Origin of the sequence: Streptomyces sp. TLI_053, assembly GCF_900105395.1 — a bacterium.
GTDB lineage: Bacteria > Actinomycetota > Actinomycetes > Streptomycetales > Streptomycetaceae > Kitasatospora.
This window is the reverse complement of the sequence record NZ_LT629775.1, coordinates 4,660,962-4,683,432: the sequence shown is the minus strand read 5'-3', so window position 1 is coordinate 4,683,432 and position 22,471 is coordinate 4,660,962. Positions and strand designations below refer to the sequence as shown.

19 protein-coding genes are annotated in these 22,471 nt (G+C 73.7%); 9 read left to right on the top strand and 10 right to left on the bottom strand.

Annotated features, from left to right (window positions below):
• Positions 1-162: 162 nt before the first annotated feature.
• Positions 163-1,749 carry a helicase HerA-like domain-containing protein gene (locus BLU95_RS18745; RefSeq protein WP_093861046.1) on the top strand — a complete coding sequence of 529 codons (1,587 nt, stop codon included), beginning with the start codon at positions 163-165 and terminating at the stop codon, positions 1,747-1,749.
• A gap of 15 nt (positions 1,750-1,764) precedes the next feature.
• Here BLU95_RS18745 and BLU95_RS18740 read toward each other — a convergent pair whose 3' ends face one another.
• From BLU95_RS18740 to BLU95_RS18730, 3 genes are all read right to left on the bottom strand, one after another.
• On the bottom strand, positions 1,765-2,763 hold the full coding sequence (locus tag BLU95_RS18740) for a hypothetical protein (protein ID WP_093861045.1): 999 nt from the start codon (positions 2,761-2,763) through the stop codon (positions 1,765-1,767).
• Between the two features lie 111 nt (positions 2,764-2,874).
• Positions 2,875-4,038 (bottom strand): hypothetical protein, encoded by a 1,164-nt coding sequence (locus tag BLU95_RS18735; protein ID WP_093861044.1) that lies wholly within the window; start codon positions 4,036-4,038, stop codon positions 2,875-2,877.
• A 101-nt stretch (positions 4,039-4,139) separates the two neighbouring features.
• On the bottom strand, positions 4,140-4,820 hold the full coding sequence (locus BLU95_RS18730; RefSeq protein ID WP_093864966.1) for a rhomboid family intramembrane serine protease: 681 nt from the start codon (positions 4,818-4,820) through the stop codon (positions 4,140-4,142).
• A gap of 119 nt (positions 4,821-4,939) precedes the next feature.
• Between BLU95_RS18730 and BLU95_RS18725 the strand changes: the two genes are divergently transcribed.
• Positions 4,940-5,458 (top strand): YbhB/YbcL family Raf kinase inhibitor-like protein, encoded by a 519-nt coding sequence (locus BLU95_RS18725; RefSeq protein ID WP_093861043.1) that lies wholly within the window; start codon positions 4,940-4,942, stop codon positions 5,456-5,458.
• A gap of 106 nt (positions 5,459-5,564) precedes the next feature.
• On the opposite strand, the gene BLU95_RS18720 is transcribed toward BLU95_RS18725, so the two are convergent.
• Entirely contained in the window at positions 5,565-6,530 is a 966-nt protein-coding gene (locus tag BLU95_RS18720; protein ID WP_093861042.1) for a helix-turn-helix transcriptional regulator, read from the bottom strand.
• A 228-nt stretch (positions 6,531-6,758) separates the two neighbouring features.
• Between BLU95_RS18720 and BLU95_RS18715 the strand changes: the two genes are divergently transcribed.
• The gene (locus BLU95_RS18715) at positions 6,759-8,177 is read left to right on the top strand and encodes an MFS transporter (protein ID WP_231978793.1); all 1,419 of its coding nucleotides are present in this window, start codon (positions 6,759-6,761) and stop codon (positions 8,175-8,177) included.
• 100 nt (positions 8,178-8,277) lie between these two features.
• On the opposite strand, the gene BLU95_RS18710 is transcribed toward BLU95_RS18715, so the two are convergent.
• Positions 8,278-8,898 (bottom strand): HhH-GPD-type base excision DNA repair protein, encoded by a 621-nt coding sequence (locus tag BLU95_RS18710; RefSeq protein WP_093861041.1) that lies wholly within the window; start codon positions 8,896-8,898, stop codon positions 8,278-8,280.
• 146 nt (positions 8,899-9,044) lie between these two features.
• Positions 9,045-9,611 (bottom strand): class IV adenylate cyclase, encoded by a 567-nt coding sequence (gene cyaB, locus BLU95_RS18705; protein WP_159424935.1) that lies wholly within the window; start codon positions 9,609-9,611, stop codon positions 9,045-9,047.
• A 280-nt stretch (positions 9,612-9,891) separates the two neighbouring features.
• On the opposite strand from cyaB, the gene BLU95_RS44160 reads away from it, so the two are divergent.
• From BLU95_RS44160 to BLU95_RS18690, 3 genes are all read left to right on the top strand, one after another.
• Positions 9,892-12,387: a terpene synthase family protein gene (locus BLU95_RS44160; RefSeq protein WP_231978634.1), complete on the top strand. Its 2,496-nt coding sequence runs from the start codon at positions 9,892-9,894 to the stop codon at positions 12,385-12,387.
• 148 nt (positions 12,388-12,535) lie between these two features.
• Entirely contained in the window at positions 12,536-13,339 is an 804-nt protein-coding gene (locus BLU95_RS18695) for a VOC family protein (RefSeq protein WP_093861039.1), read from the top strand.
• Positions 13,336-13,857, top strand: coding sequence for a DinB family protein (locus tag BLU95_RS18690; protein WP_093861038.1), 522 nt, complete (start codon positions 13,336-13,338; stop codon positions 13,855-13,857). Before BLU95_RS18695 ends, BLU95_RS18690 begins: the two co-directional genes overlap by 4 nt.
• An 86-nt stretch (positions 13,858-13,943) precedes the next feature.
• Here BLU95_RS18690 and BLU95_RS18685 read toward each other — a convergent pair whose 3' ends face one another.
• Positions 13,944-14,708, bottom strand: a complete 765-nt coding sequence (locus BLU95_RS18685; RefSeq protein ID WP_093861037.1) for an ArsR/SmtB family transcription factor — start codon at positions 14,706-14,708, stop codon at positions 13,944-13,946.
• Positions 14,709-14,879: 171 nt separating this feature from the next.
• Here BLU95_RS18685 and BLU95_RS18680 point away from each other — a divergent pair, with 171 nt between their 5' ends.
• Positions 14,880-15,686, top strand: a complete 807-nt coding sequence (locus BLU95_RS18680; RefSeq protein ID WP_231978633.1) for an isocitrate lyase/PEP mutase family protein — start codon at positions 14,880-14,882, stop codon at positions 15,684-15,686.
• Between the two features lie 21 nt (positions 15,687-15,707).
• On the opposite strand, the gene BLU95_RS18675 is transcribed toward BLU95_RS18680, so the two are convergent.
• Positions 15,708-16,196, bottom strand: coding sequence for an Lrp/AsnC family transcriptional regulator (locus BLU95_RS18675; protein WP_231978632.1), 489 nt, complete (start codon positions 16,194-16,196; stop codon positions 15,708-15,710).
• A 158-nt stretch (positions 16,197-16,354) separates the two neighbouring features.
• Between BLU95_RS18675 and BLU95_RS18670 the strand changes: the two genes are divergently transcribed.
• Positions 16,355-17,986, top strand: coding sequence for a PLP-dependent aminotransferase family protein (locus BLU95_RS18670; RefSeq protein ID WP_093861034.1), 1,632 nt, complete (start codon positions 16,355-16,357; stop codon positions 17,984-17,986).
• On the opposite strand, the gene BLU95_RS18665 is transcribed toward BLU95_RS18670, so the two are convergent.
• Together BLU95_RS18665 and BLU95_RS18660 are read right to left on the bottom strand one after the other, a co-directional pair.
• A complete protein-coding gene (locus BLU95_RS18665) occupies positions 17,983-18,693 on the bottom strand; it encodes a response regulator (protein ID WP_093861033.1) in 711 nt (236 codons plus the stop codon). The genes BLU95_RS18670 and BLU95_RS18665 overlap by 4 nt on opposite strands.
• Positions 18,690-19,958 carry a sensor histidine kinase gene (locus tag BLU95_RS18660; RefSeq protein ID WP_093861032.1) on the bottom strand — a complete coding sequence of 423 codons (1,269 nt, stop codon included), beginning with the start codon at positions 19,956-19,958 and terminating at the stop codon, positions 18,690-18,692. Before BLU95_RS18660 ends, BLU95_RS18665 begins: the two co-directional genes overlap by 4 nt.
• Positions 19,959-20,218: 260 nt before the next feature.
• Between BLU95_RS18660 and BLU95_RS18655 the strand changes: the two genes are divergently transcribed.
• Complete coding sequence (locus BLU95_RS18655) at positions 20,219-22,426, top strand: MMPL family transporter (protein ID WP_093861031.1); 2,208 nt, start codon at positions 20,219-20,221, stop codon at positions 22,424-22,426.
• The last annotated feature ends 45 nt before the right edge of the window (positions 22,427-22,471 follow it).

Genomic DNA, 22,471 nt, shown 5'->3' with positions numbered 1-22,471 from the left:
GCCCAGCAGCCGTGGGGTCGCCACGCGCACCGGTGCGAGCTGCGGGCGGTGGATTGCGGCTGTTTCATGGGAAATGTCGTGTAGATCCCTCGCGGGATCTCGCGGGATCGATACCCGTTCCTCCGGCCCGCGGGGCCGCCGCACCGCCCGGGAGGGTGCCCGATGTCCGCTCTCGTTCCGTCCGCCGTCCGGGAGATCGCCGACGGGTACGCCTTCACCGGGCCCGCGCTGGACCTCGGCGCGGTGCTGCTGGACGGCACCGCGTACGCCGGTGCCCCGGTGCGGGTGCCGCTCGCGGTGCTCAACCGGCACGGGCTGGTGGCGGGAGCCACCGGCACCGGCAAGACCAAGACCCTCCAGCTGATCGCCGAGCAGCTGTCCGCCCAGGGCGTGCCGGTGTTCCTCGCCGACATCAAGGGGGACGTCTCCGGGGTGGCCGCCCCCGGCGAGCCGGGGGAGCGGACCGCGGCCCGGGCCGCCGAGGTGGGCCAGGACTGGCGGCCGCACGGCTGCCCGGCCGAGTTCTACGCGCTCGGGGGCCTGGGCAGCGGCATCCCGCTGCGGGCGACCGTGACCAGCTTCGGCCCGCTGCTGCTGGCCAAGGTGCTGGACCTGAACGAGACCCAGGAGGCCTCGCTCGGTCTGGTCTTCCACTACGCCGACCGCAACGGTCTGGAGCTCTACGACCTCAAGGACCTCACGGCGGTCATCGCCTTCCTGACCTCGCCCGAGGGCAAGGAGGAGCTGAAGGGCATCGGCGGGATCTCCGCCGCCACCGCCGGGGTGATCCTGCGCTCGCTCACCCTGCTGGAGAACGAGGGGGCCGGGGCGTTCTTCGGCGAGCCGGAGTTCGACACCGCGGAGCTGCTGCGGACGGCGGACGGCGGCGCGGGCGTGGTCTCGGTGCTGGAGCTGCCGGCGGTGCAGGACCGGCCGCGGCTGTTCTCGACCTTCCTGATGTGGCTGCTCGCCGATCTCTACCAGGAGCTGCCGGAGGTCGGGGACCTCGACCGGCCGAAGCTGGTGTTCTTCTTCGACGAGGCGCACCTGCTGTTCAAGGGCGCCTCCAAGGCCTTCCTGGAGGCGATCACCCAGACCGTCCGGCTGATCCGCTCGAAGGGGGTCGGGATCTTCTTCGTCACCCAGACGCCGAAGGACGTGCCGGCGGACGTGCTGGCGCAGCTGGGCAACCGGGTGCAGCACGCGCTGCGGGCGTTCACCCCGGACGACGCCAAGGCGCTGAAGGCGACCGTCTCGACCTTCCCGAAGTCGCCCGCCTACGACCTGGGGGAGGTGCTGACCTCGCTCGGGACCGGTGAGGCGGTGATCACCGTGCTGTCCGAGAAGGGCGCGCCGACGCCGGTGGCGGCGACCAGGCTGCGGGCGCCGCAGTCGCTGATGGGGCCGATCGGGCCGGCGGCGCTGCAGGCCGCGGTGGACGGGTCGGCGCTGGCCGGGAAGTACCGGGACGCGATCGACCGGGAGTCGGCGTACGAGAAGCTGGCGGCGCGGGCGGCCCGGCCGGAGGCGGAACCGGTGCCGGAGCCCGGGGGCGGTGCGGAGCCCGAGCGGGAGCGGGCGCCGGAACGCCCGTCGGAGCGGGCGCCGGAGCGGGCGCAGGAGAGCGGCGGGCTGCTGGGGTCGCTGATGAACAACCCGGCGCTCAAGTCCTTCGCCCGCTCCGCCGGGACCCAGCTCGGGCGGGAGATCTCCCGGAGCCTGTTCGGGACGTCCCGGCGGCGGCGGTGAAGGGGCGCTCCCGGCTCAGATGCTGTCGGTGAGCCAGACCCGGCCGGCCGAGATCGGGCGCTCGGCGACGGAGCGCGGCACCGTGCTGTTGAGGCTCCACCGGTAGCCGGCGAACAGCTTGGTGTCGGCGTCCGCGTAGAAGACCATGTGGCCGTAGCCGACGCCGTCGTGCTCCCGCCAGGCCGAGGTGCCGCCGGTGGTGGGGACCTCCTCGATCCGGGTGTCGGGGAAGGCCCGGTAGAGGTCGGTCGCGGTGCCGCCGTTCGCCGGGTTGCCGTGCGGGTCGCTGGTGCAGTCGATGATCTCGAAGACGTACGGCACGACCGGACGGCCGAGCTTGGCGTCCACCGCCGCGTCCGACCAGGTGCCCTTGCGCTCGCGGATCATGACGATGTGGCCGGTGTACGGCTTGGAGCCGTCCTCGTCGGGGTGGTAGTCGAGGGCCACCAGGTCGCCGGGGCGCAGGTTCACCGGCTTGGTGACGCGGGTGAAGTGCGGGAGGGCGTCCGGGTCGAGGAAGGCCTGCTGGTACTTCTCGGCGGTCGGGTAGGGGTTGGTGTTGGCCGGGTCCTTGATGAAGTACTGCTGGAAGTACTCCCGGGTCGCCCAGCCGTAGCTGTAGCCGCCCCACGGCATCGGCGTGCCGGCGGGCACGGTGGGCTGGGTGCCGTAGGCGCGCTGGAGGGCCAGGGTGATGAAGGACGAGCACTGGGCCAGGTTGTAGAACTCCTCCGGGTGGCCGGCGGTGCCCCAGCGGACGGTGGTGTGGACGTCCTCGAACTCGCCGGCCGTCTTGTATCGGTTGGCGTTCTGGTCCCAGGGACGCAGGCGCAGGTTGTCGACCAGGGCCTCGGCCTCGATCTGGTGCGGCAGCTTCAGCGTGTACGGGCTGGGCGCCGGGACGGTGGCCGCGGCGGCCCCGGTGGCGCCGACGGTGCCCGCCAGGGCGGCGGCCCCGGCGGTGCCGGCGGCTCCGGCGAGCAGACGGCGGCGGCTGATCGGTGATGCGGTCATGGGTGCTCCCCCTCGTCGGACGATCACGACTGAGGGGGAGCTTAGGGAGCACGTGTCGGCACGGCCAGATTCAGCCGTACGGGTGAGCGATCGGTTCCGGCCGTGGCAGCTTCAGGCCAGGGCGGCGCCGATCCGGTCGAGGGAGGACAGCCGCATCAGGCCGTAGTGGTAGAACTCGACCTCCGGGACGCCCAGCTCGCGCAGCACGGCGATCTTGGCGGCGAGGTTGGCCGGGCCGTCGCAGTCCGAGGCCATCGGGCGCAGGATCACCGCCATGTCCTGCGGACGCACGCCGTGCAGGGCGAAGGCGGCGAGCTTCTCCCGGACCGCCTCGGGCGTGCGGGCGTAGCCCAGCGTCTCGATCTGGTGGGCGGCCTTCGCCAGCCCCGGCAGGTCGATCCCGGACAGCCAGCCGGTGCCCGGGCCGCCGCCGTCCATGAAGCTCAGCCGCATGCCGTGGCGGGCCGCCTCCTCGGTCAGCTCGGCGGCCAGCGAGGTCACGGTCGCGGCCGAGGCGTCCACGTAGGCGGCCACGGCGCCGCCGGCCAGCTCGTCCAGCGCGGCGGGCTCGGCGGCGGCGGTGTCGTCGGCCAGCCGGCGGCGCAGCTCGGTGCGGACCGCCGCGGCGGCCTCCTCGGCGGGGACGCCCGCGCGGACGGCGGCGGCCCGGCAGTGCGCGCAGAAGCAGAGGCCGAGCAGGGCCTCGGCGGCCGCGCCCAGCTCCTCGAAGTAGCGCTCGTGGTGGTAGCCGTGGCGCAAGCCGTGGAAGTGCAGCGACTCGGCCCGGACCGCGTCCACGCCGTACCGGGCCAGCTCGGTGACCAGGGTGCGGGCGTACGCGCGGACCTCGGGGTGGGCCGGGCAGAGCTCGGTGAGGTGGCGGTCCCCGAAGGCGTTGGCGGGCGCGCAGTCCGGGTGTTCGAAGCCGAGCCGGTCGTTGTGGCAGAAAACCGTCCACGCGTGCAGCTTCAGGCCACGCCGGCGGGCCTCCTCGGCGGCCTCGGCGAACGGATCGCGGTCGCCGATCGCGGTGGAGGGCACGGGCCGCAGCCGCTGCCCGGACCAGCGGGCCGGGTCGGGGCGGAAGTAGGCCGCGCCCGGCTCCAGGTAGCGGATCACCCGGCGGGGGTTGTGCGGGAAGACGTCGCGGGCCTCGTGGTAGACCGAGGCGAGGGTGACACCGCCGACCCCGGCCCGGTCGGTGAGGTTGCCGAAGAAGGTGTCGGCGCCCTCGTCGAGGAGGTCGGTGGCGAAGGCGAGGACGGACGACTCCACGGTGCGGCTCCGGAGCAGGGGGCAGGTGCCCGTTCACGCTAACCGCCGGGGCGGGGAATGGTCTATACCTGGCCGGGGTGGCGTGGTCCGGAAGGGACGACCTAGATGCCCAGGTCGTCGAGCTCCTTGAGCAGGGCCGAGGCCGGGCTGCCGGATCCCCGGCCCGGGCCGGCCGCGGTCGCGGCGGGGGTGTCCGGTGCCCGTCGGGGCCGGCGGTCGCGCAGCAGCCAGGCGCCGGCCAGCCCGCCGATCAGCCCGCCGAGGTGGCCCAGCCAGCTGACCCCCTGGGCGCTCGGCAGCACGCCCAGCAGGAGGTAGGAGTAGAGCGCGGCGACGACCACACCGATCACCGTGTCCGCCGGGTTGCGGTCGAAGATCCCGCGCAGCACCACGTAGCCGAAGTACCCGTAGACCACACCGCTGGCGCCCGCCGTGACGGCGTCGGGGCGCTCGAAGCACCAGACCGTCAGTCCGCTGGACACCACGATCAGCGCGGTCGCGAGCAGGAAGCGCCTCATGCCCCGGTACGCGGCCAGGAAGCCGAACGCGAACAGCGGCCAGGAGTTGGCCTCGATGTGGTCCCAACCGAAGTGCAGGAACGGCATGGTGAGCAGGTCGGGCAGCTCGTCGAGCCGTCCCGAGCTCATGCCGTACTCGTAGGAGAGCCGGTAGTCGTCCAGCCAGTTCGCCACCTGGACCGCCCAGATGACGGCCAGCACGCCGACCATCGTGAGGAGTGCGGCGCGGGAGTCACGGAGCAGTCGGGCGAATCTCGGAGCCATGTCCCGACTGTAGGGCCGGGCAGCGCGGTTGGTCACCCCACTAAGGTGAATCCTGTCCCTGGTCCGCGTGTCCGGGCCCGGGCCTCCCCTTTTCCCGCCGTGCCGAGAGGTGACCCTCCATGAGTGTGCGTCCGCCGCTGCCGTACGAGTTCCTGCCGCAGGTGCCGTCCTTCGAGCTGACCAGCCAGGACATCACCGAAGGCGGCACGCTGGCACAGGAGTTCATCCACGCCGGGGGCAACCTCTCGCCGCAGCTGGCCTGGTCGGGCCTGCCGGAGGGCACCCGCTCGATCGCCGTCACCTGCTACGACCCGGACGCGCCGACCGGCTCCGGCTGGTGGCACTGGCTGGCCCTCGGACTGCCCGCCGACACCGCCGGCCTGGCGCGCGGCGCCGGGGCCTCCGACGGCGACCTGCCGGGCGAGCGCTCCTTCCACGGGCGCAACGACTTCCCGGGCAACCAGTACGACGGCGCGGCCCCGCCGCCCGGGCCCGCGCACCGCTACGCATTCGCCGTGCACGCCCTCGACGTGGACGCCCTGGACGTCACGGCCGACACCCCGGCGGCGCAGATCGGCTTCCACATCACCTTCCACACCCTGGCGCGGGCCGTGCTCACCGCCGAGTTCGGGGTCTGAGGACCGTTTCCGACCGCGGCGCCGCCGCCCGTGATCCGCGGGCGACGGCGCCGCCGTCCGTTTCCGGCCCCGGCTCAGGAACCCGGCCCCGGCTCAGGAACCCGGCTCAGGCCGGGTCGGCGGCGCGGTCGGCGCGGTCGGCGAGGGTGCGCAGGAGGGTGCGCAGCTCGGGCGGCGAGTGCACCTCGAAGTCGCAGCCGGCCATCAGCAGGCGCATCGCCAGCCAGTCCAGGGAGTCGGTGCGGGAGCGCACCCGGCAGCTGTGCTCGTCGACCGGTTCCACCTCGGTGTCGCCGTAGCCGCCCAGACGCCGCCGGGCTTCCTCGGCGGACAGCCGCAGGGTGGCGTCCAGGGTGTGGGCGGAGGACTCCCGGCGGAGCTTGCTCGCGACGTACGCGGCCGCGTCCTCGGCCGGGAGCGGGCGAGGGGTGAAGCGGGCACCGGTCGCGAAGGGGTCGCTGACCCGGTCCACCCGGAACAGCCGCCAGTCGTCCCGGTCGAGGTCGAAACCGACCAGGTACCAGCGGCGGCCGGCCGACACCAGGCGTTCCGGCTCGACCTGGCGGTGGGTCTCGGCGCCGTTGCCGGCCCGGTAGCCGAAGCGCAGGCGCTCGTGGTTGGCGACGGCGTTGGCCATCACGGTGAGGTCCTCCGGGTCGACGGTCGGGCCGTCGCCGCCGAGCAGCGGGAGGGTGGCCCGGTCGAGGGTGGAGACCCGGTGGCGCAGCCGGGAGGGCAGCACCTGGAGCAGCTTGCCGAGGGCGCGCACCGAGGCCTCCTCGATGCCGACCACGGCGTGTCCGGCGGCGGCGCGCAGGCCGACCGCGATCGCCACCGCCTCCTCGTCGTCCAGCAGCAGCGGCGGCATCGCGGTGCCCGCGACCAGCCGGTAGCCGCCGATCGGGCCCATCGAGGCCTCGACCGGGTAGCCGAGCTCGCGGAGCCGGTCGATGTCGCGGCGGATGGTGCGAGGGCTGACCCGGAGCCGTTCGGCGAGCTCGCTGCCGGGCCACTCGCGCGGGGTCTGGAGCAGGGAGAGCAGGCTGAGGAGTCGTGCCGGGGTATCGGTCATGGGTTCCAGGGTGCCCGAAGTCGCGGTCAGGATCTGACCTAGATGCTTCCTAATGTGGTCCGCGTGCTGATGACGGACGGCGACGAGGAGCGTGCGGTGCAGAAGGAATCGGGTTCGGGGGCGGGGACCGGGCCGGTGACGGGGCCGGTGTCGGTGACGGGGCCGGTGCCGGGAGCGGCGCCGGTGTCGCTGTCGGACCGGCGGAGGTGGATCGCGCTGGCGATCGTGATGACGGCCTCCTTCATGGACCTGGTGGACGTCACGATCGTGAACATCGCGATCCCGAGCATCCAGGAGTCCACGGGGGCGTCGTTCTCCGCCGTGCAGTGGGTGACCGGCGGGTATGCGCTGGCGTTCGCGATCGGACTGATCACCGGTGGTCGGCTGGGTGACATCCACGGCCGGAAGCGACTGTTCCTGATCGGCATGGCCGGCTTCACGCTGACTTCGGTGCTCTGCGGTCTCGCGAGCGGTCCGGAGGTCCTGGTCGCGATGCGGATCCTCCAGGGCGGGACGGCGGCGCTGATGGTGCCGCAGGTGCTGTCGATCATCCACGCGACCTTCCCGGCGGAGGAGCGCGGCAAGGTGTTCGGCATGTTCGGCGCGGTGGTCGGGCTGGGCGCGGTCAGCGGTCCGCTGATCGGTGCGGTGCTGACCGAGTGGGACGTGCTCGGGCTCGGCTGGCGTCCGATCTTCCTCATCAACCTGCCGGTCGGGATCGCCGGACTGCTGCTCGGCCGGATCTTCATCACCGAGTCCAGGGCCGACCGGGCGCTCAAGCTGGACCTGCCGGGTGTGGTGCTGGCCAGCCTCGGCCTGCTGATGCTGATCTACCCGCTGACCCACGGCCGGGAGGCCGGCTGGCCGCTCTGGGGCCACCTGACGATGGCCGGGAGCCTGCCGGTGTTCGCGCTGTTCGTCGCGTACGAGCGGGTCAAGACCCGGCGGGACGGTTCGCCGCTGGTGGAGCTGTCGCTGTTCCGGACGAAGTCCTTCGCGGCGGGCATCGGTGTCGAGCTGACCTTCGGTGTGGTCTCCGGGATCTTCTTCCTGGTCTGGACCCTCTACATGCAGCTCGGGCTCGGCTGGAGCCCGCTGAAGGCCGGTGCGACGGGCATCCCGTTCTCGATCGCGATCTCCGTGGCGGCCGGTGTCTCGGTGCAGCAACTGGTGCCCCGGTTCGGCCGGAAGGTGCTCCAGGCGGGCGCCCTGGTGATGGCGGCCGGCGTGCTCGTCTACATCGCGGAGGCGCACCGGTACGGCACCGGGATCGCGCCCTGGCAGATGGCGCTGCCGCTGGTGGTGATGGGTGCGGGGATGGGCCTGATCGTCGCGCCGATCACCGACGCGGTGCTGGCGGAGGTCCCGCAGGAGCACGCCGGTTCGGCCTCCGGGCTGATCAACACGGTGAACCAGGTCGGCCTGGCGCTCGGCCTGGGGCTGGTGTCGGTGGCGTTCTTCGACGCGGTGCCGGCCGGGGCGGCCGGGGGCCCGGCGTTCGTGGGCGCGTTCCAGCACGCGATGTGGTGGGTGCTCGGGGTGCTCGCGGTGGTGTTCCTGCTGATGTTCGCGCTGCCGGGGCGGCGGAAGGCGCAGGCCGCTCCGGACGTCGCCGAGGAGACCGAGCGGGAGCCCGCCCTGGTCTAGGGGCCGGGCGTCCCGCCTCCGTTCCGTGCCGGGGGCCGGAGAGGAAAGTCCTCTCCGGCCCCTGCCGCACGTCCGGCGCCCGGCGGGAGCGGCCGGAGGCTCAGGCGCGGACCTTGGACCTCGCCAGGGCGTCCTTCGCGGCCTTCTCCTCCTTGGCGGCGAGCTTCAGTTCCTGCTTGGTGGCCCGCACCCGCTCCAGCGACTCGGGGCCGGTGATGTCCGCGACCGAGCGGAACGCGCCGTCCTCGCCGTACGCCCCGGCCGCCTCGCGCCAGCCCTCCGGCCGCACGCCGTACTGCTTGCCGAGCAGGGCGAGGAAGATCTGCGACTTCTGCTTCCCGAACCCCGGAAGGGCGTTGAGCCGGCTGAGCAGTTCCCGCCCGGTCGCCACGTCCTTCCAGAGCGCGGCGGCGTCCCCGTCGTACTGCGCCACCAGGAACTGGCAGAGCTGCTGCACCCGTTTGGCCATCGCCGCCGGATAGCGGTGCACCGCGGGCTTCTCGCAGAGCAGGGCGACGAACTCCTCCGGGTTGTAGGTGGCGATCTCGTGGGCGTCCAGGTCCTCGTGCCCCAGCCGCCCGGCGATGGTGAGCGGTCCGGTGAACGCCCATTCCATGGGCACCTGCTGGTCCAGCAGCATCCCGACGAGCGCGGCGAGCGGGCTCCGCCCGAGCAGTTCGTCGGCCTCGGGCTGCTGCGCGAGCCGCACGGTGACGTTCATGGGCTGACCTCCTCGGAGCATGGACTCGGGTCGCGCCCAGTCTGCCGGGCGGGCGCCGAAGGGGCCCTGTCAACACGCCATGACCAGCTGATTCCTTGGAGCGGCCGGTTGGTTCGTCGGCGGACTTCTGCGCGCCGGCGGCGCCGTCATTCCAGACCGAGCGTCAGATGGGGGTAGCCGAGGCGGACCCGCTCACCGAGCCCGGCCCCGGCGCCCGGTCCGAGACCGTCGATGAACGCCTCCAGCCGGGCGGTCGCCTCGGCGACGGTGGCCGCTTCCCCCTTGAACTCGAACTCGACGAACTCGCCCAGCCCGGCGACCAGGTCGAAGGCCACCGCGATCCCGTCGACGTGCCACTCCTCGCGGGTCTTGTCCACGACCGTCAGCTCGGTGAAGTCGAGCGAGGCGAGCAGCCGCCGCACCGCCTCCGCGTCGGCCACCGTGCTCTCGTACTCGTCGCAGTGCGTCTTCACCGGCGAGGCGATCGGGTGGAACCGCTTGAAGTTGACCGACGCCGTGCCGTCCTCGACCCGCACCCGCAACCACTCGGAGACCACCTCCTGGTCGAGGAAGTCCCGGTGCGGCGCGTTGTAGTAGGTGTCGACCTGCCGGGACGGAATCCCCGGCCGCGCGCCGAGCGCGGCCAGCCGCTCCTTCAACCCGTCGGCCGGGCCGACGAGTCGGAACTTCTGCTCGACCTCGGTGTACTCCACGAGCTGCGCCCCTGTCGGTTGCCGGATGCCGGATTCGCCGGTGCGGGCGGCGCGGTGACGCCCTCGGCCGGCGCGGTCCGAGCGTAGTGGACCGGTGGGGGCCGGAAGGGTGGGGTGGAGCCGACCAGTCGCACTGATGATCCAATGGCGCGAGGTGAGTTGATCAGGTGTTCGATCGAACTGGTCCATCTCATATGACTGTTCCGGTTCTCCGGCTGAGAGCGGTGGAGTCGGGTAATGCTGTGTCGGCCTTGTCGACGCGCCCAGAAAGGCTCGCCCGGTGTCCCAGCCGTTCGAACTGCCCTCCTTCTACGTGCCGCACCCGGCGCGGCTCAATCCGCACCTCGACCAGGCCCGGGCCCATTCCTCGGTGTGGGCGCGGGAGATGGGCATGCTGGAGGGGTCGGGCATCTGGACCCGGGCGGACCTGGACGCCCACGACTACGGGCTGCTCTGCGCCTACACCCACCCCGACGCGTCGGCCGAGGTGCTGTCGCTGGTCACCGACTGGTACGTGTGGGTGTTCTTCTTCGACGACCACTTCCTGGACGTCTTCAAGCGCACCAACGACCGGGTGGGCGGCAAGGCGTACCTGGACCGGCTGCCGCTGTTCATGCCGGCCGACCCGGCCGCGGAGACGCCCGAGCCCACCAATCCGGTCGAGGCCGGGCTGGCGGACCTCTGGCGGCGGACGGTGCCGGCGATGGGCGAGGACTGGCGGGTGCGGTTCGCCGAGAGCACCCGGAACCTGCTCGACGAGTCGCTGTGGGAGCTCGCGAACATCGACGCGGGCCGGGTCGCCAACCCCGTCGAGTACATCGAGATGCGCCGCAAGGTGGGCGGCGCGCCCTGGTCCGCGGGGCTGATCGAGTACGCGGCCGGGGCCGAGGTGCCGGCCGCGGTGTCGGGGTCGCGACCGCTGCGGGTCCTGATGGACGCCTTCTCGGACGGCGTCCACCTGCGCAACGACCTGTTCTCCTACCAGCGCGAGGTCGAGGACGAGGGCGAGCTCAGCAACGGCGTGCTGGTGCTGGAGAAGTTCCTGGAGTGCACGACGCAGGAGGCCGCGGACGCCGTCAACGGCCTGCTCACCTCGCGCCTCCAGCAGTTCGAGAACACCGTGGTGACGGAGCTGCCGCAGCTGTTCGCCGACACCGGGCTGGACGCGGGGGAGCAGGCCCGGGTGCTGGCGTACGTCAAGGGGCTGCAGGACTGGCAGGCCGGCGGGCACGAGTGGCACATGCGGTCCAGCCGGTACATGAACGGCGGCGGCGCGGCGGCGGACGCGGCCACCTGGTGGGACCCGTTCGCGATCGGCGGGGTCGGGACGTCGGCGCTGGACGTGCTGCGCTCCGGCGGGGCGCTGGGCGATCTGGCCGAGGAGCTGGGCTCGTTGAGCCGGACCGGGCCGGTGACGAAGGACTGGGCGCCGACGGTCGGGGCCTCGCCGGTGGCGACCCTGCTCGACGTCCTGCGGGGGGCCGGCGCGTCCCTGGAGTCGCCCGGGACGGGGCTGGTCGGCGGTTCGCGCGGGGACGTCGATCCGGGGGTCCGGCGGGCGCGCTCGCACGCGCACGTGCCCTTCCAGGCCGTCGGACCGTCCCTGCTGCCGGACTTCCGGCTGCCGTTCACGGTCGAGCCGAACCCCTGCCTGGACGCCGCGCGGCTGCACACGATCGAGTGGGCCGGCCGGATCGGCCTGCTGGAGGCCCGGCCGGAGGACCCGACCGCGGGCGTCTGGAGTGCGGCGGACGCGGCCGACTACGACCTCGCGCTCTGCGCGGCGGGCATCTACCCGGATGCCAGTGCCGGCCAACTCGACCTCGCCACCGACTGGTTGCTGTGGGGAACCTACGCCGACGACTGGTTCCCGAAGGCGTTCGGCCGGCCCGTCGACCTGGCCGGTGCCAAGGCGGTGCGGGCGAGGTACCTGCTGCTGATGCCGGTCGACGGCGAGCCGGGCGCGGAGCCGCTGAACGCGCTGGAGCGCGGGCTGGCCGACCTCTGGGAGCGGACCGCCGGTCCGATGACCGCCGAGGGCCGCTCGACGCTCCGTGCCTCCGTCGACACGATGCTGGAGGGCTGGATCTGGGAGATCGACAACCAGGCCCAGAACCGGATCGCGGACCCGGTCGACTACTTGGAGATGCGCCGCGCCACCTTCGGCTCCGACCTCACCATGAGTCTGTCCCGGCTGGCGCACGGGAAGGTCGTGCCGGACGGGATCTACGCCAGCGGCTCGATGCGCTCGCTGGAGAACGCGGCCTCCGACTACGCGGCGCTGATGAACGACCTCTTCTCGTACCAGAAGGAGGTGGAGTTCGACGGCGAGCTGAACAACGCCGTGCTGGTGGTGCAGAACTTCTTCGACTGCGACTACCCGGCGGCGGTGCGGATCGTCGACGACCTCATGCACTCCCGGCTGGACCAGTTCCGGCACGTGGTGGCCGAGGAGTTCCCGGTCCTGTTCGAGGACTTCGGGCTGGACGGACCGGCCAGGGCGATGCTGGCCGGGTACGTGAAGGAGCTGGAGAACTGGCTCGCCGGGATCCTGGTCTGGCACCGGGACTGCCGCCGGTACCGCGAGGAGGACCTGCTGCGGCACTTCGGGCGGGACGCGGCCGGGGAGGCGGCGGAGCAGGCGGTGGCACCGGCCGGGGCGGGGGAGGAGCCGGCCGCTTCGGCGGTGGGCGCGCTGCTGGTGCGGCCGACCGGTCTCGGTACCTCGGCGGCCGCGGTGGCGGGCGGACCGGGCCGGGTCGCGGTCGGTTCCTGAGCACGTCGGTTCCCCGGCGGGCCGGGGTGTGCGGCGGCCCGCCGGGGTCCGGTTTCCCCGGCGGGCCGCCGGCCTTTTGGCGCGCGCGTCGGCAGGGTACTGACTAGGGTGGCGAACCGGGACAAAACGCCACACGAGAGGCTTTGCCATGCCGGTACTGCCCGAGGGAACGCCCTGCTGGGCCGACGCGATGTTCACCGACCTGGAGGGCGCCAAGGCCTTCTACGGCGACGTACTCGGCTGGACCTTCGGTGAGTCCTCCTCCGAGTACGGCAACTACACCCAGGCCTACTCCGACGGAAAGGCGGTCGCGGCGATCGTCCCGCCGATGCCGGGCCAGGACGGGACCGCGGTGTCGGCCTGGTGCCTCTACCTCGCCTCGCCCGACGCCGCCACCAGCGCCGAGCGGATCCGCGCCGCCGGGGGCGAGGTCCTGATGGGCCCGATGGCGGTCGGCGAGTTCGGCTCGATGGTGATCGCCAAGGACCCGGCCGGGGTCGTCTTCGGCGTCTGGCAGGCCGGTACCCACGAGGGCTTCGAGAAGCAGGGCGCGTCGGGCGCGTACACCTGGGCCGAGGTCATCACCCGGGACGAGGCCGCCGCCGACCGCTTCTTCCCGGCCGTCTTCCCCTACGCGGTGAAGCGGATGGACTCGGAGCAGGTGGACTACAAGATCTTCCACGTCCGGGAGCAGCCGGTGCTCGGCCGGATGCTGGCGGGGCCGACCGACCTTCCGGCCGAGGCGCCGAACTACCTCAGCGTGTACTTCGCCGTGGACGACTGCGACGCCACCGTCGCCAAGGTCACCGGCCACGGCGGAAAGCTGTACTTCGGCCCGACGGACAGCCCGTTCGGGCGGTTCGCGGCGGTCGGCGACCCGCAGGGCGCGGCGTTCGGTGTGATCGACCTCGGCCGGACGGCCGGCGACATGCCGGTCATGGTCGCGGAATGAGCGCGCCGCGGCCTGCCGGGGCGGCCGGGCTCGGCGGCGAGCGGGCCGACCTGCTGCAGACCCTCGACAAGCACCGGGGGTTCCTGCGCTTCACGGTCCGCGACCTCACCGACGAGCAGGCCGCCCGGCGCACCACGGCCAGCGAACTCTGCCTGGGCGGGCTGATCAAGCACGTGGCCGGGACCGAGGCGGGCTGGATGCGGTTCGCGGTCGGTGGCGCGGACGCGATGGCGTCCGAACCCGTCGACTGGGAAGGGCAGTTCAGGATGGCCGAGGGGGAGACCCTGGCCGGGCTGCTCGCCGGGTACGAGCAGGTGGCCGCCGCGACGGACGCGCTGGTGGCGAGCCTGCCGGACCTCGACCTGGCGCATCCGCTGCCCGCCGCGCCGTGGTTCGAGCCCGGCGCCTCCTGGTCGGTGCGGCGGGTGCTGCTGCACCTCATCGCCGAGACGGCGCAGCACGCCGGGCACGCCGACATCATCCGGGAGTCGCTGGACGGGGCGAGGACGATGGGCTGAGGGTTCGGTGGGTCGGTGGGTCGGTGGGTCGGTGGGTCGGTGTGTCAGCGGGTCGGTGGGTCGGTTGACGCCGGGGCGGCGTCGGCTCAGGCGGGCAGGAGCTCCACGCCGAGCAGCTCGCGCAGGGCCAGCTCGCCGTCCGGGGTGACCCGCAGCGCGCGGCCGGAGCCGATCCGCTCCACCCAGCCCCGGTCCAGCGCCGTCCGGCAGAGCAGCGCGCCGAAGGCCCCGCCCAGGTGGTTGCGCCGCTCCGTCCAGTCCAGGCAGGTGCGGACCACCGGGCGGGCGCCGGCGCGTCCGGCCCGGGGCGGCAGCTCCGCACCCAGCTCGGTCAGCCAGGCGCGGCCGCGGGCGGTCAGGGCCGGGCCGTCCTCCTCCGTCACCAGGCCGCGGGCCAGTACGGCGTCGCCGACCGCCACGCCCAGCCGTCCGGCGAGGTGGTCGTAGCAGGTCCGGGCGCGGGCCTCGGCGCTCAGCCGGCTGCTCTCGCGCAGGGAGCGCGGGGCCGGGGAGCGGGTGGCCGCCGGGGAGCGGCGGGCCGGTGTCCCGTCGGGTGTCCCGGCCGGCGGCCCGCCCGGTGTCCCGGTCGGGGGAGTGAAGGCGGACAGGTCCTCGATCAGGGTGGCGACCTCCGGTCCGGCCAGCCGGACGTAGCGGTGCCGGCCCTGCCGTTCCTCGGCCAGCAGGCCGCCGTCGATCAGCCGGGAGAGGTGCTCGCTGGCGGTGGACGGTGCCACGCCCGCGTGCCGGGCGAGTTCGCCGGCGGTCCAGGCGCGGCCGTCGAGCAGGGCCGTGCAGAACGCGGCTCGGGTGGGATCGGCGAGCAGGGCGGCCAGTCGGGCGAGGGACATGGGTCCATGGTGCCCCCGGGACGGTTCGGCGGGTGCCGAAACGTCCCGGTCCTACCGTGGGGGCAGGGCCGGGGCCACCGCTTCCGTCGCCCCGAGCGGCCGGCGACCCGAGCCGGTCCCCGAGTGGCTGGCGACCCGAGCCGGTCCCCGTTCGTACGAGAGGACCGTCCGATGAGCACCGCCCCGCTGGACACCCCGTTCGCCGCCCTCCACCGTCGCCCGGGTGAGCCGCTGCTGCTCCCCAACGCCTGGGACCACGCCTCCGCCGCCGTCCTCGCGGAGCAGGGCTTCGCCGCGATCGGCACCACCAGTCTCGGTGTCGCGGCGGCGGCCGGGCTGCCCGACGGTGCCGCCGCCACCCGGGCCGAGACGCTCCGGCTGGCCCGGCGCCTCGGCCGGTCCGGACGCTACCTGCTCTCGGTCGACGTGGAGCACGGGTTCAGCGACGACCCGTCCGAAGTCGCCGATCTGGCCGTCGAGCTGGCGGAGGCGGGGGTGGCCGGCATCAACCTCGAGGACGGCCGGCCGGAGGGCACGCTGGCCCCCGCGGCCGTGCACACCGCCAAGATCGCCGCGATCAAGGCCGCCGTGCCGCGGCTGTTCGTCAACGCCCGCACCGACACCCACTGGCTCGGCGTGCCGGATCCCGCCGAGGAGACCGACCGTCGGCTCGCCGCCTACGAACGGGCGGGCGCGGACGGCCTGTTCGTCCCCGGGCTGACCGACCCGGCCGCCGTCGCGCGGATCCGCGGCACCGTCACCGCCCCGCTGAACATCCTCTACTCCCCGACCGGCCCCACCCTGGCCGAACTCGCGGCCCTCGGGGTCGCCCGGGTCAGCCTCGGCTCGCTGCTCTACCGGGCCGCGCTCGGGGCCGCCGTCTCGACCGCCCTCGCCGTCCGCGACGGCGCTCCGGCGGCCCCCGCCGGCACCCCCGGGTACGCCGCGGTCCAGGCCCTGCACACCGACGGGCGGTGAGGCGGGTCCCGGCCGGGGGCGTCAGTCGTTCGTGAGGTACCGCCGGCCGGGTATCTGCTCGAAGATCAGATTGGTCCGGGTCTGCGCCACCGCCGGGTGGGTGGTGAGGTGGTCCACGACGAAGTCGCGCAGCTCCTCCGGCCCGGCCACGCCCACGTGCAGCAGGTAGTCGTCGGACCCGGCCATGTGGAACACCGCCAGGACGCCGGGCAGGTCGGGCGCGGTGCCGCGGAAGCTCTCGTTCTGCTCGCGGGTGTGCGCCCGAAGCCGGACCGAGATCATCGCCTGCAGCGGCAGCCCGATCGCCGCCGGGTCGATCTCGGTCCGGAAGGCGCGGACGATGCCGCGTTCGCGCAGGGCGCGCACCCGTGCCAGACAGGTCGAGGGGGCGATGCCCACGGCCTCGGCGAGCGCGTTGTTCGGCGTGCGGGCGTTCTCGGCGAGGACGCGCAGGATCGCGCGGTCGATGTCGTCGACGGGCGCCCGGTGGGCCTGCGGAAAATTCGGCACGTCGCCCAGAGTCGCCGACCCGGCCGCAGATTGGCAAGGCAGAAGTGATCGATTCCGAATCTTGTTCGGAAGACTTTCGCCATGATGCGGAGAAGTTCCATTCTGGCGGGTGAGCGGCTCCGGCCGACCCCGCCCAGCGAACCCGGAGTGCCGCGCCCATGAGCCCCACCACCGTTCCCGCCCCCGGTCTGCCGCTCCGGGCCCGGGCCCTCGCCGCCGCGCCCGCCCCGGCGGACGCCCCGGTGGACACCGCCCCGATGGACACCGCCGACCTCGACGCGGAGCCGGAGCGCGGGGACTTCGCGATACCCGCCGAGGGGCTCACCGACGGCGAGCGGCTGCGCGCGCTCGACCGGATGGACGGCTACCTCACCCGCAAGCGCCGGCACCTGGTCGGCTACCAGGCCACCCAGGAGCTCGCGGGCAGCGCGCTCGACCTCGCCCGCTTCATGCTCAGCAACATCAACAACCTCGGCGACCCGTTCCAGAGCGGCGGCTACAAGCCCAACACCAAGGTCGTCGAGCGCGCGGTGCTCGACTACTACGCGCGGCTCTGGCACGCCGGGCCGTCGTACGACCCGGCCGACCCCGAGTCCTACTGGGGCTACATGCTCTCCATGGGTTCGACCGAGGGCAACATGTACGCGCTCTGGAACGCGCGCGACTACCTGACCAGGCCCGGCGCACCCCGGCCGGTGGCCTTCTACTCCGAGGACACCCACTACTCCTTCGCCAAGGCCGTCCGGGTGCTCGGCGTCGACACCTTCGCCGCCGTGGGTGCGGCGGACTACCCCGGTGAGTGCCCGCTCGGCGGGGACTGGCCCGCCGAGGTGCCCTCGATGCCCGGCCCGTCCGGCCGCTCCTGGGACGGATCCGGGGCCGTCGACGCCGAGGCGCTCGCCGTCCTGGTGGAGTTCTTCGCGGCGAAGGGGCACCCGATTTTCGTCAACTTCAACCTCGGCAGCACCTTCAAGGGCGCCCACGACGACGTCCGGGGCGCGTGCGAGCTGCTGCTGCCGGTCTTCGAGCGGCACGGACTGCTGCCCGGTGCCGGGGACGACGCCCGCCGGGGCTTCTGGATCCACGTGGACGGCGCGCTCGGCGCCGGCTACGCGCCGTTCCTGCGGATGGCCGCGGCGGACCCGGCGTTCGGCTGGACGCCGGAGACCGAGCTGCCGGAGTTCGACTTCGGCCTCACCCTGCCGACCCGGGACGCTCGGGAATCAGGGGAGACCCGGGAGGTCGACATGGTCGCGTCGATCGCGATGAGCGGGCACAAGTGGGCCGGTGTGCCGTGGCCCTGCGGCGTCTTCATGACGAAGACCAAGTACCAGCTCGAACCGCCGACCCAGCCCGAGTACATCGGGGCCCCGGACAGCACTTTCGCCGGCTCCCGCAACGGGTTCTCGCCGCTGGTGCTGTGGGACCACCTGTCCCGCCTCTCCTACCGCGACCAGGTCGACCGGATCCGCCGCTCCCAGGAGCTGGCCGAGTACCTGGAACGCGGGCTCCGCGACCTGGAGCGGGAGACCGGCGCCGAGCTCTGGCCCGCCCGCACCCCCGGCGCGATCACCGTGCGCTTCCGCAAGCCCAGCCCCGCGCTGGTGGCCAAGTGGTCGCTCTCCTCCGAGAACGTCCTGACCACCCCCGGCGACCCGGCCGGCCTGCGCGGCTACGTGCATGTCTTCCTGATGCCCTCGGTCGACCGCTCCAAGCTGGACGCCCTGCTGGCCGACCTCGCCCGGGACCCGGTGGTCCTCGGCACCGCCCGGGCCGTCGGCAACCCCTAGTCCTGCGCCCCGGCCTGGTCGCCGGTGCCCGCGCGGGCGGTGATCAGGCCGGACTCGTAGGCGGCGATGACCGCCTGGGCGCGGTCCCGGACGTCCAGCTTGCCGAAGATGCTGGTGATGTGGTTCTTCACCGTGGAGTGGCTGATGTCCATGGACCGGGCGATCGCGGTGTTGTCGAGGCCGGTGGCCATCAGTCGCCAGACCTCCACCTCGCGCGGTGTGAGCTCGCCCGTCACGGCGGCGGCGGGCGGCGGCGGGACGTCGGCGGGCGCCCGGACGTAGGTGGAGATCAGCCGGGAGAGCAGGCGCGGCGCGACCACCGCCTCACCGGCGTGCACGGTGCGGATCGCGGCGCCGAGGTCCTCCGGCGAGACGTCCTTGGGCAGGAAGCCGTGGGCGCCGGCGCGCAGCGCGGCCACCACGTACTCGTCCATGTCGAAGGTGCTGAGCGCCAGGACCTTGCACTCGGGCAGGGTGCGGGACAGCTCCTCGGTGGCGCCGACGCCGTCCAGGACGGGCATCCGGATGTCCATCACCACGACGTCGGGGCGCAGTCGCCGGGCGAGGGCGACGGCCTGTTCGCCGTCCTCGGCCTCGCCCACGACCTCGACGGTCGGGTCGGGCGACAGGATCAGCGACAGACCGCGCCGCACCAGCGGCTGGTCGTCCACGAGGAGGACCCGGATCGGGGGCGTCGTGGTGGTCATCGGGGCACCTTCCCGTGCTGGACGGCCGCCTCGGCGGTCTCGTCGGCGGCCAGTGGCAGTTCGGCCAGGACGGCGAAGCCGCCCTCCGGCCGGGGACCGGTCTCCAGGGTGCCGCCGTGCAGGGCGACCCGTTCGCGCATGCCGATCAGGCCGTACCCGCCCCGCTCACCGGCGGCCGGACCGGCGTCCGGCGACGCGGGGCCCGTGCCGTCGTCCCGCACCTCGACGGTGATCCCGTCCGGGCGGTAGCCGAGCCGGACGGTCGCGCGGGCCGGTCCGGCGTATTTGCGGGCGTTGGTGAGGCCCTCCTGGACGATCCGGAACACCGTCAGGCCGACCGTCGGCGGCAGCGGCTGGGCGGGTCCGTCGACGACCAGGTCGGTCGGCAGCCCGGCCCGGCGGGACTCCTCGACCAGCCGGTCGAGGTCCTCCGCCCCGGGCTGGGGCGAGGGCGGGGCGGCGTCGGGCTCGTCGCCGGCCCGCAGGACGTTCAGCAGTTGGCGCATCTCGCGCAGGGCCAGCCGGCCGGAGGACTCCAGGGTGACCAGGGCGTCCCGGACCACGTCGGGGTTGTTCAGATTGGCCCGGGCGCCGCCCGCCATCAGCTGCATGGTGGTGATGTGGTGCGCCACGATGTCGTGCAGCTCGCGGGCGATGCGGCGGCGTTCCTCGGCCACCGCGCGGTCGGCCAGCAGTTGCCGGTTGGCCGCGACCTCGCGCTGCCAGCGCGAGATCGCGAGGCCGCCGGCGGTCACCAGCGCGGTGGAGGCGGTGGCGGCGATGAACTGCTCCCCGGAAGGGACGCCGAAGTGGCCCTGGCTCAGCATCGTCGTCACGGCCGTCACCACGCCCGCGACGGCCGTGACGCGGCCGCTGCAGTGCCGGGCGACGGTGTACACGGCCACCGTGATGACGGCGCCGAAGCGGGAGCCCATCGGCGCCAGCACGTTGACCAGGGTCTCCATGACCAGGACGGCGGCGAGCGCCTGGGCGGGGTACCGACGGCGGGCGAGCAGCGGCAGGCCCGACAGCAGGAGGACGAGGAAGCCCGGCACGCTGATGCCGACGGAGCTGTTGACCTGGCTGAAGAGCAGGTAGGCCACCAGGTCGAGCAGGCCGGCGCCGACGGCGACCATCGCGTCGGTGTGGCTCCACGGGGTGCCGTCCGCGAAGCGGGCCAGCAGCGGGGAGCCGGACGGGTCCCCGGGGCCGGGCCCGCCGTCGGGGTCGGCCGCGGCCGCTGCGGGGCGCTGACGCCCGTCCATCTCGGTCCTCCCGGGCTGATCAGCGATGACGCCCCCATTCTGGCACCGGCCCGGCGGGCCGGTCGTGGTCCCCGGGGCCGAGAGCCGGAGGCCGGGCCCAGGACCGTGGTCCCGGGTCCGGGCCGGCCGGGGGAGCAGGACCCCCGGCGCGGATCGTCCGTCGCCCCGACGTCCGGCGCCGCTCGGCCTGATGTTCTGGGAACAGGCCGGGAACCCCCGGTGCCGAAGCCGACGTTCGCGTCCAGCCACCGGAGGGCAGCGTGATCCGCGCACTGACCCGTTTCTCGACCAGGAACGCGTGGAAGGTCATCGCCCTCTGGGCGGTGCTGGGCATCGGGCTGACACTGCTGACCCCGATGCTGATGTCCCGCGTCACCCAGTCGCAGAGCGGCGACTTCCTGCCCGCGAGCTACGACTCGGCGGCGGCCCTGCGGATCGCCGAGAAGAACTTCGGGATCGATCCGGACGCCACCACGGTGACGGTGCTGGTCGCCCGGGCCGACGGCAAGGCCCTCACCCCCGCCGACGAGAAGCGGATCGAGGGCGAGGCGGCGAAGCTGGCCCAGCGCCGGGTGGAGATGCCCCGGGAGAAGGACGAGCCGTCCTTCCTGGTGCCCGACCGCTCGCAGACCCCCAGGGTCGCGCCGGCGATGGTCGCCCCCGACCGGACCTTCGAACTGCTCACCGCGGAACTGACCGGGAACGCCGCGGACGACGGGGTCCGCAAGGTCTACCGGGCCTTCCGGGACGCCACCCGCGCGCAGTTCACCGAGGCCGGGATGCGCACCGGCTTCACCGGCGGCCTGGCGGAGGCGTCCGACACGGACGATGCCAACAGGACCGCCGCCACGGTCGGCGGCGCCCTGCTGATGGGCCTGATCGTGCTGATCAACGTGCTGGTGTTCCGCAGCGTGCTGGCCGCGGTGCTGCCGCTGCTGGCCGTCGCCTTCATCAGCGGCGTGGCCGGCGGGGCGGTGGCCGGTGCCGCGTCGCTGACCGGACTCAAGCTGGACACCACCACCCCGGGCCTGATCGCCGTGGTGCTGCTGGGCATCGGGATCGACTACCTGCTGTTCCTGCTCTTCCGGTTCCGCGAGCACCTGCGGGCCCGGCCCGAGCAGCCCGCCCGGGAGGCGGCGGCCGAGGTGGCCGGCCGGGTCGGCACGGCGATCACCTCCGCCGCGCTGACCATCGTGGCCGCCTTCGCCACCCTGGGCGTCGCCAGCTTCGGCCAGTTCCGCTCGCTCGGCCCGGCCATCGCGGTCGCCGTCCTGGTGATGCTGCTGGGCAGCCTCACCCTGATGCCGGCCCTGCTCGCCGCCTGCGGCCGCAGGATGTTCTGGCCGTCCAGGAGCCTGCGCCGGCAGCCGCGCGAGGGTGTCGCCGCCCGCTTCGGCGCGCTCGTCGCCCGCCGGCCGGCCGCGATGCTGTTCGCCTCCCTCGCGCTGCTCGGCGCCCTGGCCGCCGGGACGGTCGGGATCCGGATGGACTACGGCCAGGGCGGCGGCTCGAAGACCGCGGCCGCGGCCACCGCGACCGAGATCTCCCGCGCGCTGCCGGCCGGAGTGTCCGACCCGACCGGTGTCTACGTCACCGCCGCCGACAAGGGCGCCGTGGACCCGGGCAGGCTGGCCGGCCTCTCCCGCGCCCTCGGCGGGGTCGAGGGGGTCGGCCAGGTCGGCGGCACGGTGCTGAGCCCGGACGGCCGCGCCGCCCGGATCGACCTCTACCTGACCGCCGACCCGCAGAGCGCGAAGGCGCGCGAGCTGGTCTCCGGCCCGGTCCGGGACGCCGTCGCCGCGAACACCCCGGCCGGGACGAGCGCCCATGTGGGCGGCACGGCGGCGATCTTCGCGGACATCTCGGTCGCCGTGGACCACGACCTGGCCGTGGTCTTCCCGGTCGCGGCCGCCCTGATCGCCCTGATCCTGCTGCTGCTCCTGCGCAGTCTGCTGGCCCCGCTGGTGCTGATGCTCGCGGTCGGGCTCGGCTTCGCCGCCACCCTCGGCGCCGCGACGCTGGTGTTCCAGCACGGGCTGGACAAGCCCGGTGTCAGCTTCACCCTGCCGCTGGTGCTGTTCCTCTTCGTGGTGGCGCTGGGCACGGACTACAACATCCTCATCACCGACCGGATCCGGGAGGAGATGGAGCGGCCCGGTCCGGTCCGCGGCGCCGTGGCCCGCGCCGTCCGGCACACCACCCCCGCCATCGCCACGGCCGGCCTGGTCCTGGCCGCGTCCTTCGCCTCCCTCGCCACCACTCCGGGCAGCGAGCAGGTCGCCTTCGCGATGACGCTCGGCATCCTGCTCTCGGCGCTCGTGCTCTCGCTGGTCCTGGTCCCGGCGATGGCCGCGCTGCTCGGCCGCGGTATCTGGTGGCCGCTGCGGCCCACTCCGCGCCACGCGTCGGACGGTGCGGAGGCGGTGGCGCCGCACCGGGAGGCCACCCCCGAGCGGCTGAACGCCTGACGCTCACGACCCCCGGTCCGCCCCCGGTGCCCGGCCTGCCCCCGC

Excerpts from the sequence above, each read along its gene's own strand:
- BLU95_RS18745 (WP_093861046.1), top strand. The coding sequence starts at position 163 with ATGTCCGCTCTCGTTCCGTCCGCCGTCCGGGAGATCGCCGACGGGTAC.
- BLU95_RS18740 (WP_093861045.1), bottom strand. The coding sequence starts at position 2,763 with ATGACCGCATCACCGATCAGCCGCCGCCGTCTGCTCGCCGGAGCCGCC.
- BLU95_RS18730 (WP_093864966.1), bottom strand. The coding sequence starts at position 4,820 with ATGGCTCCGAGATTCGCCCGACTGCTCCGTGACTCCCGCGCCGCACTC.
- BLU95_RS18725 (WP_093861043.1), top strand. The coding sequence starts at position 4,940 with ATGAGTGTGCGTCCGCCGCTGCCGTACGAGTTCCTGCCGCAGGTGCCG.
- BLU95_RS18720 (WP_093861042.1), bottom strand. The coding sequence starts at position 6,530 with ATGACCGATACCCCGGCACGACTCCTCAGCCTGCTCTCCCTGCTCCAG.
- BLU95_RS18715 (WP_231978793.1), top strand. The coding sequence starts at position 6,759 with ATGACGGCCTCCTTCATGGACCTGGTGGACGTCACGATCGTGAACATC.
- BLU95_RS18710 (WP_093861041.1), bottom strand. The coding sequence starts at position 8,898 with ATGAACGTCACCGTGCGGCTCGCGCAGCAGCCCGAGGCCGACGAACTG.
- BLU95_RS18695 (WP_093861039.1), top strand. The coding sequence starts at position 12,536 with ATGCCGGTACTGCCCGAGGGAACGCCCTGCTGGGCCGACGCGATGTTC.
- BLU95_RS18690 (WP_093861038.1), top strand. The coding sequence starts at position 13,336 with ATGAGCGCGCCGCGGCCTGCCGGGGCGGCCGGGCTCGGCGGCGAGCGG.
- BLU95_RS18685 (WP_093861037.1), bottom strand. The coding sequence starts at position 14,708 with ATGTCCCTCGCCCGACTGGCCGCCCTGCTCGCCGATCCCACCCGAGCC.
- BLU95_RS18680 (WP_231978633.1), top strand. The coding sequence starts at position 14,880 with ATGAGCACCGCCCCGCTGGACACCCCGTTCGCCGCCCTCCACCGTCGC.
- BLU95_RS18670 (WP_093861034.1), top strand. The coding sequence starts at position 16,355 with ATGAGCCCCACCACCGTTCCCGCCCCCGGTCTGCCGCTCCGGGCCCGG.
- BLU95_RS18665 (WP_093861033.1), bottom strand. The coding sequence starts at position 18,693 with ATGACCACCACGACGCCCCCGATCCGGGTCCTCCTCGTGGACGACCAG.
- BLU95_RS18660 (WP_093861032.1), bottom strand. The coding sequence starts at position 19,958 with ATGGACGGGCGTCAGCGCCCCGCAGCGGCCGCGGCCGACCCCGACGGC.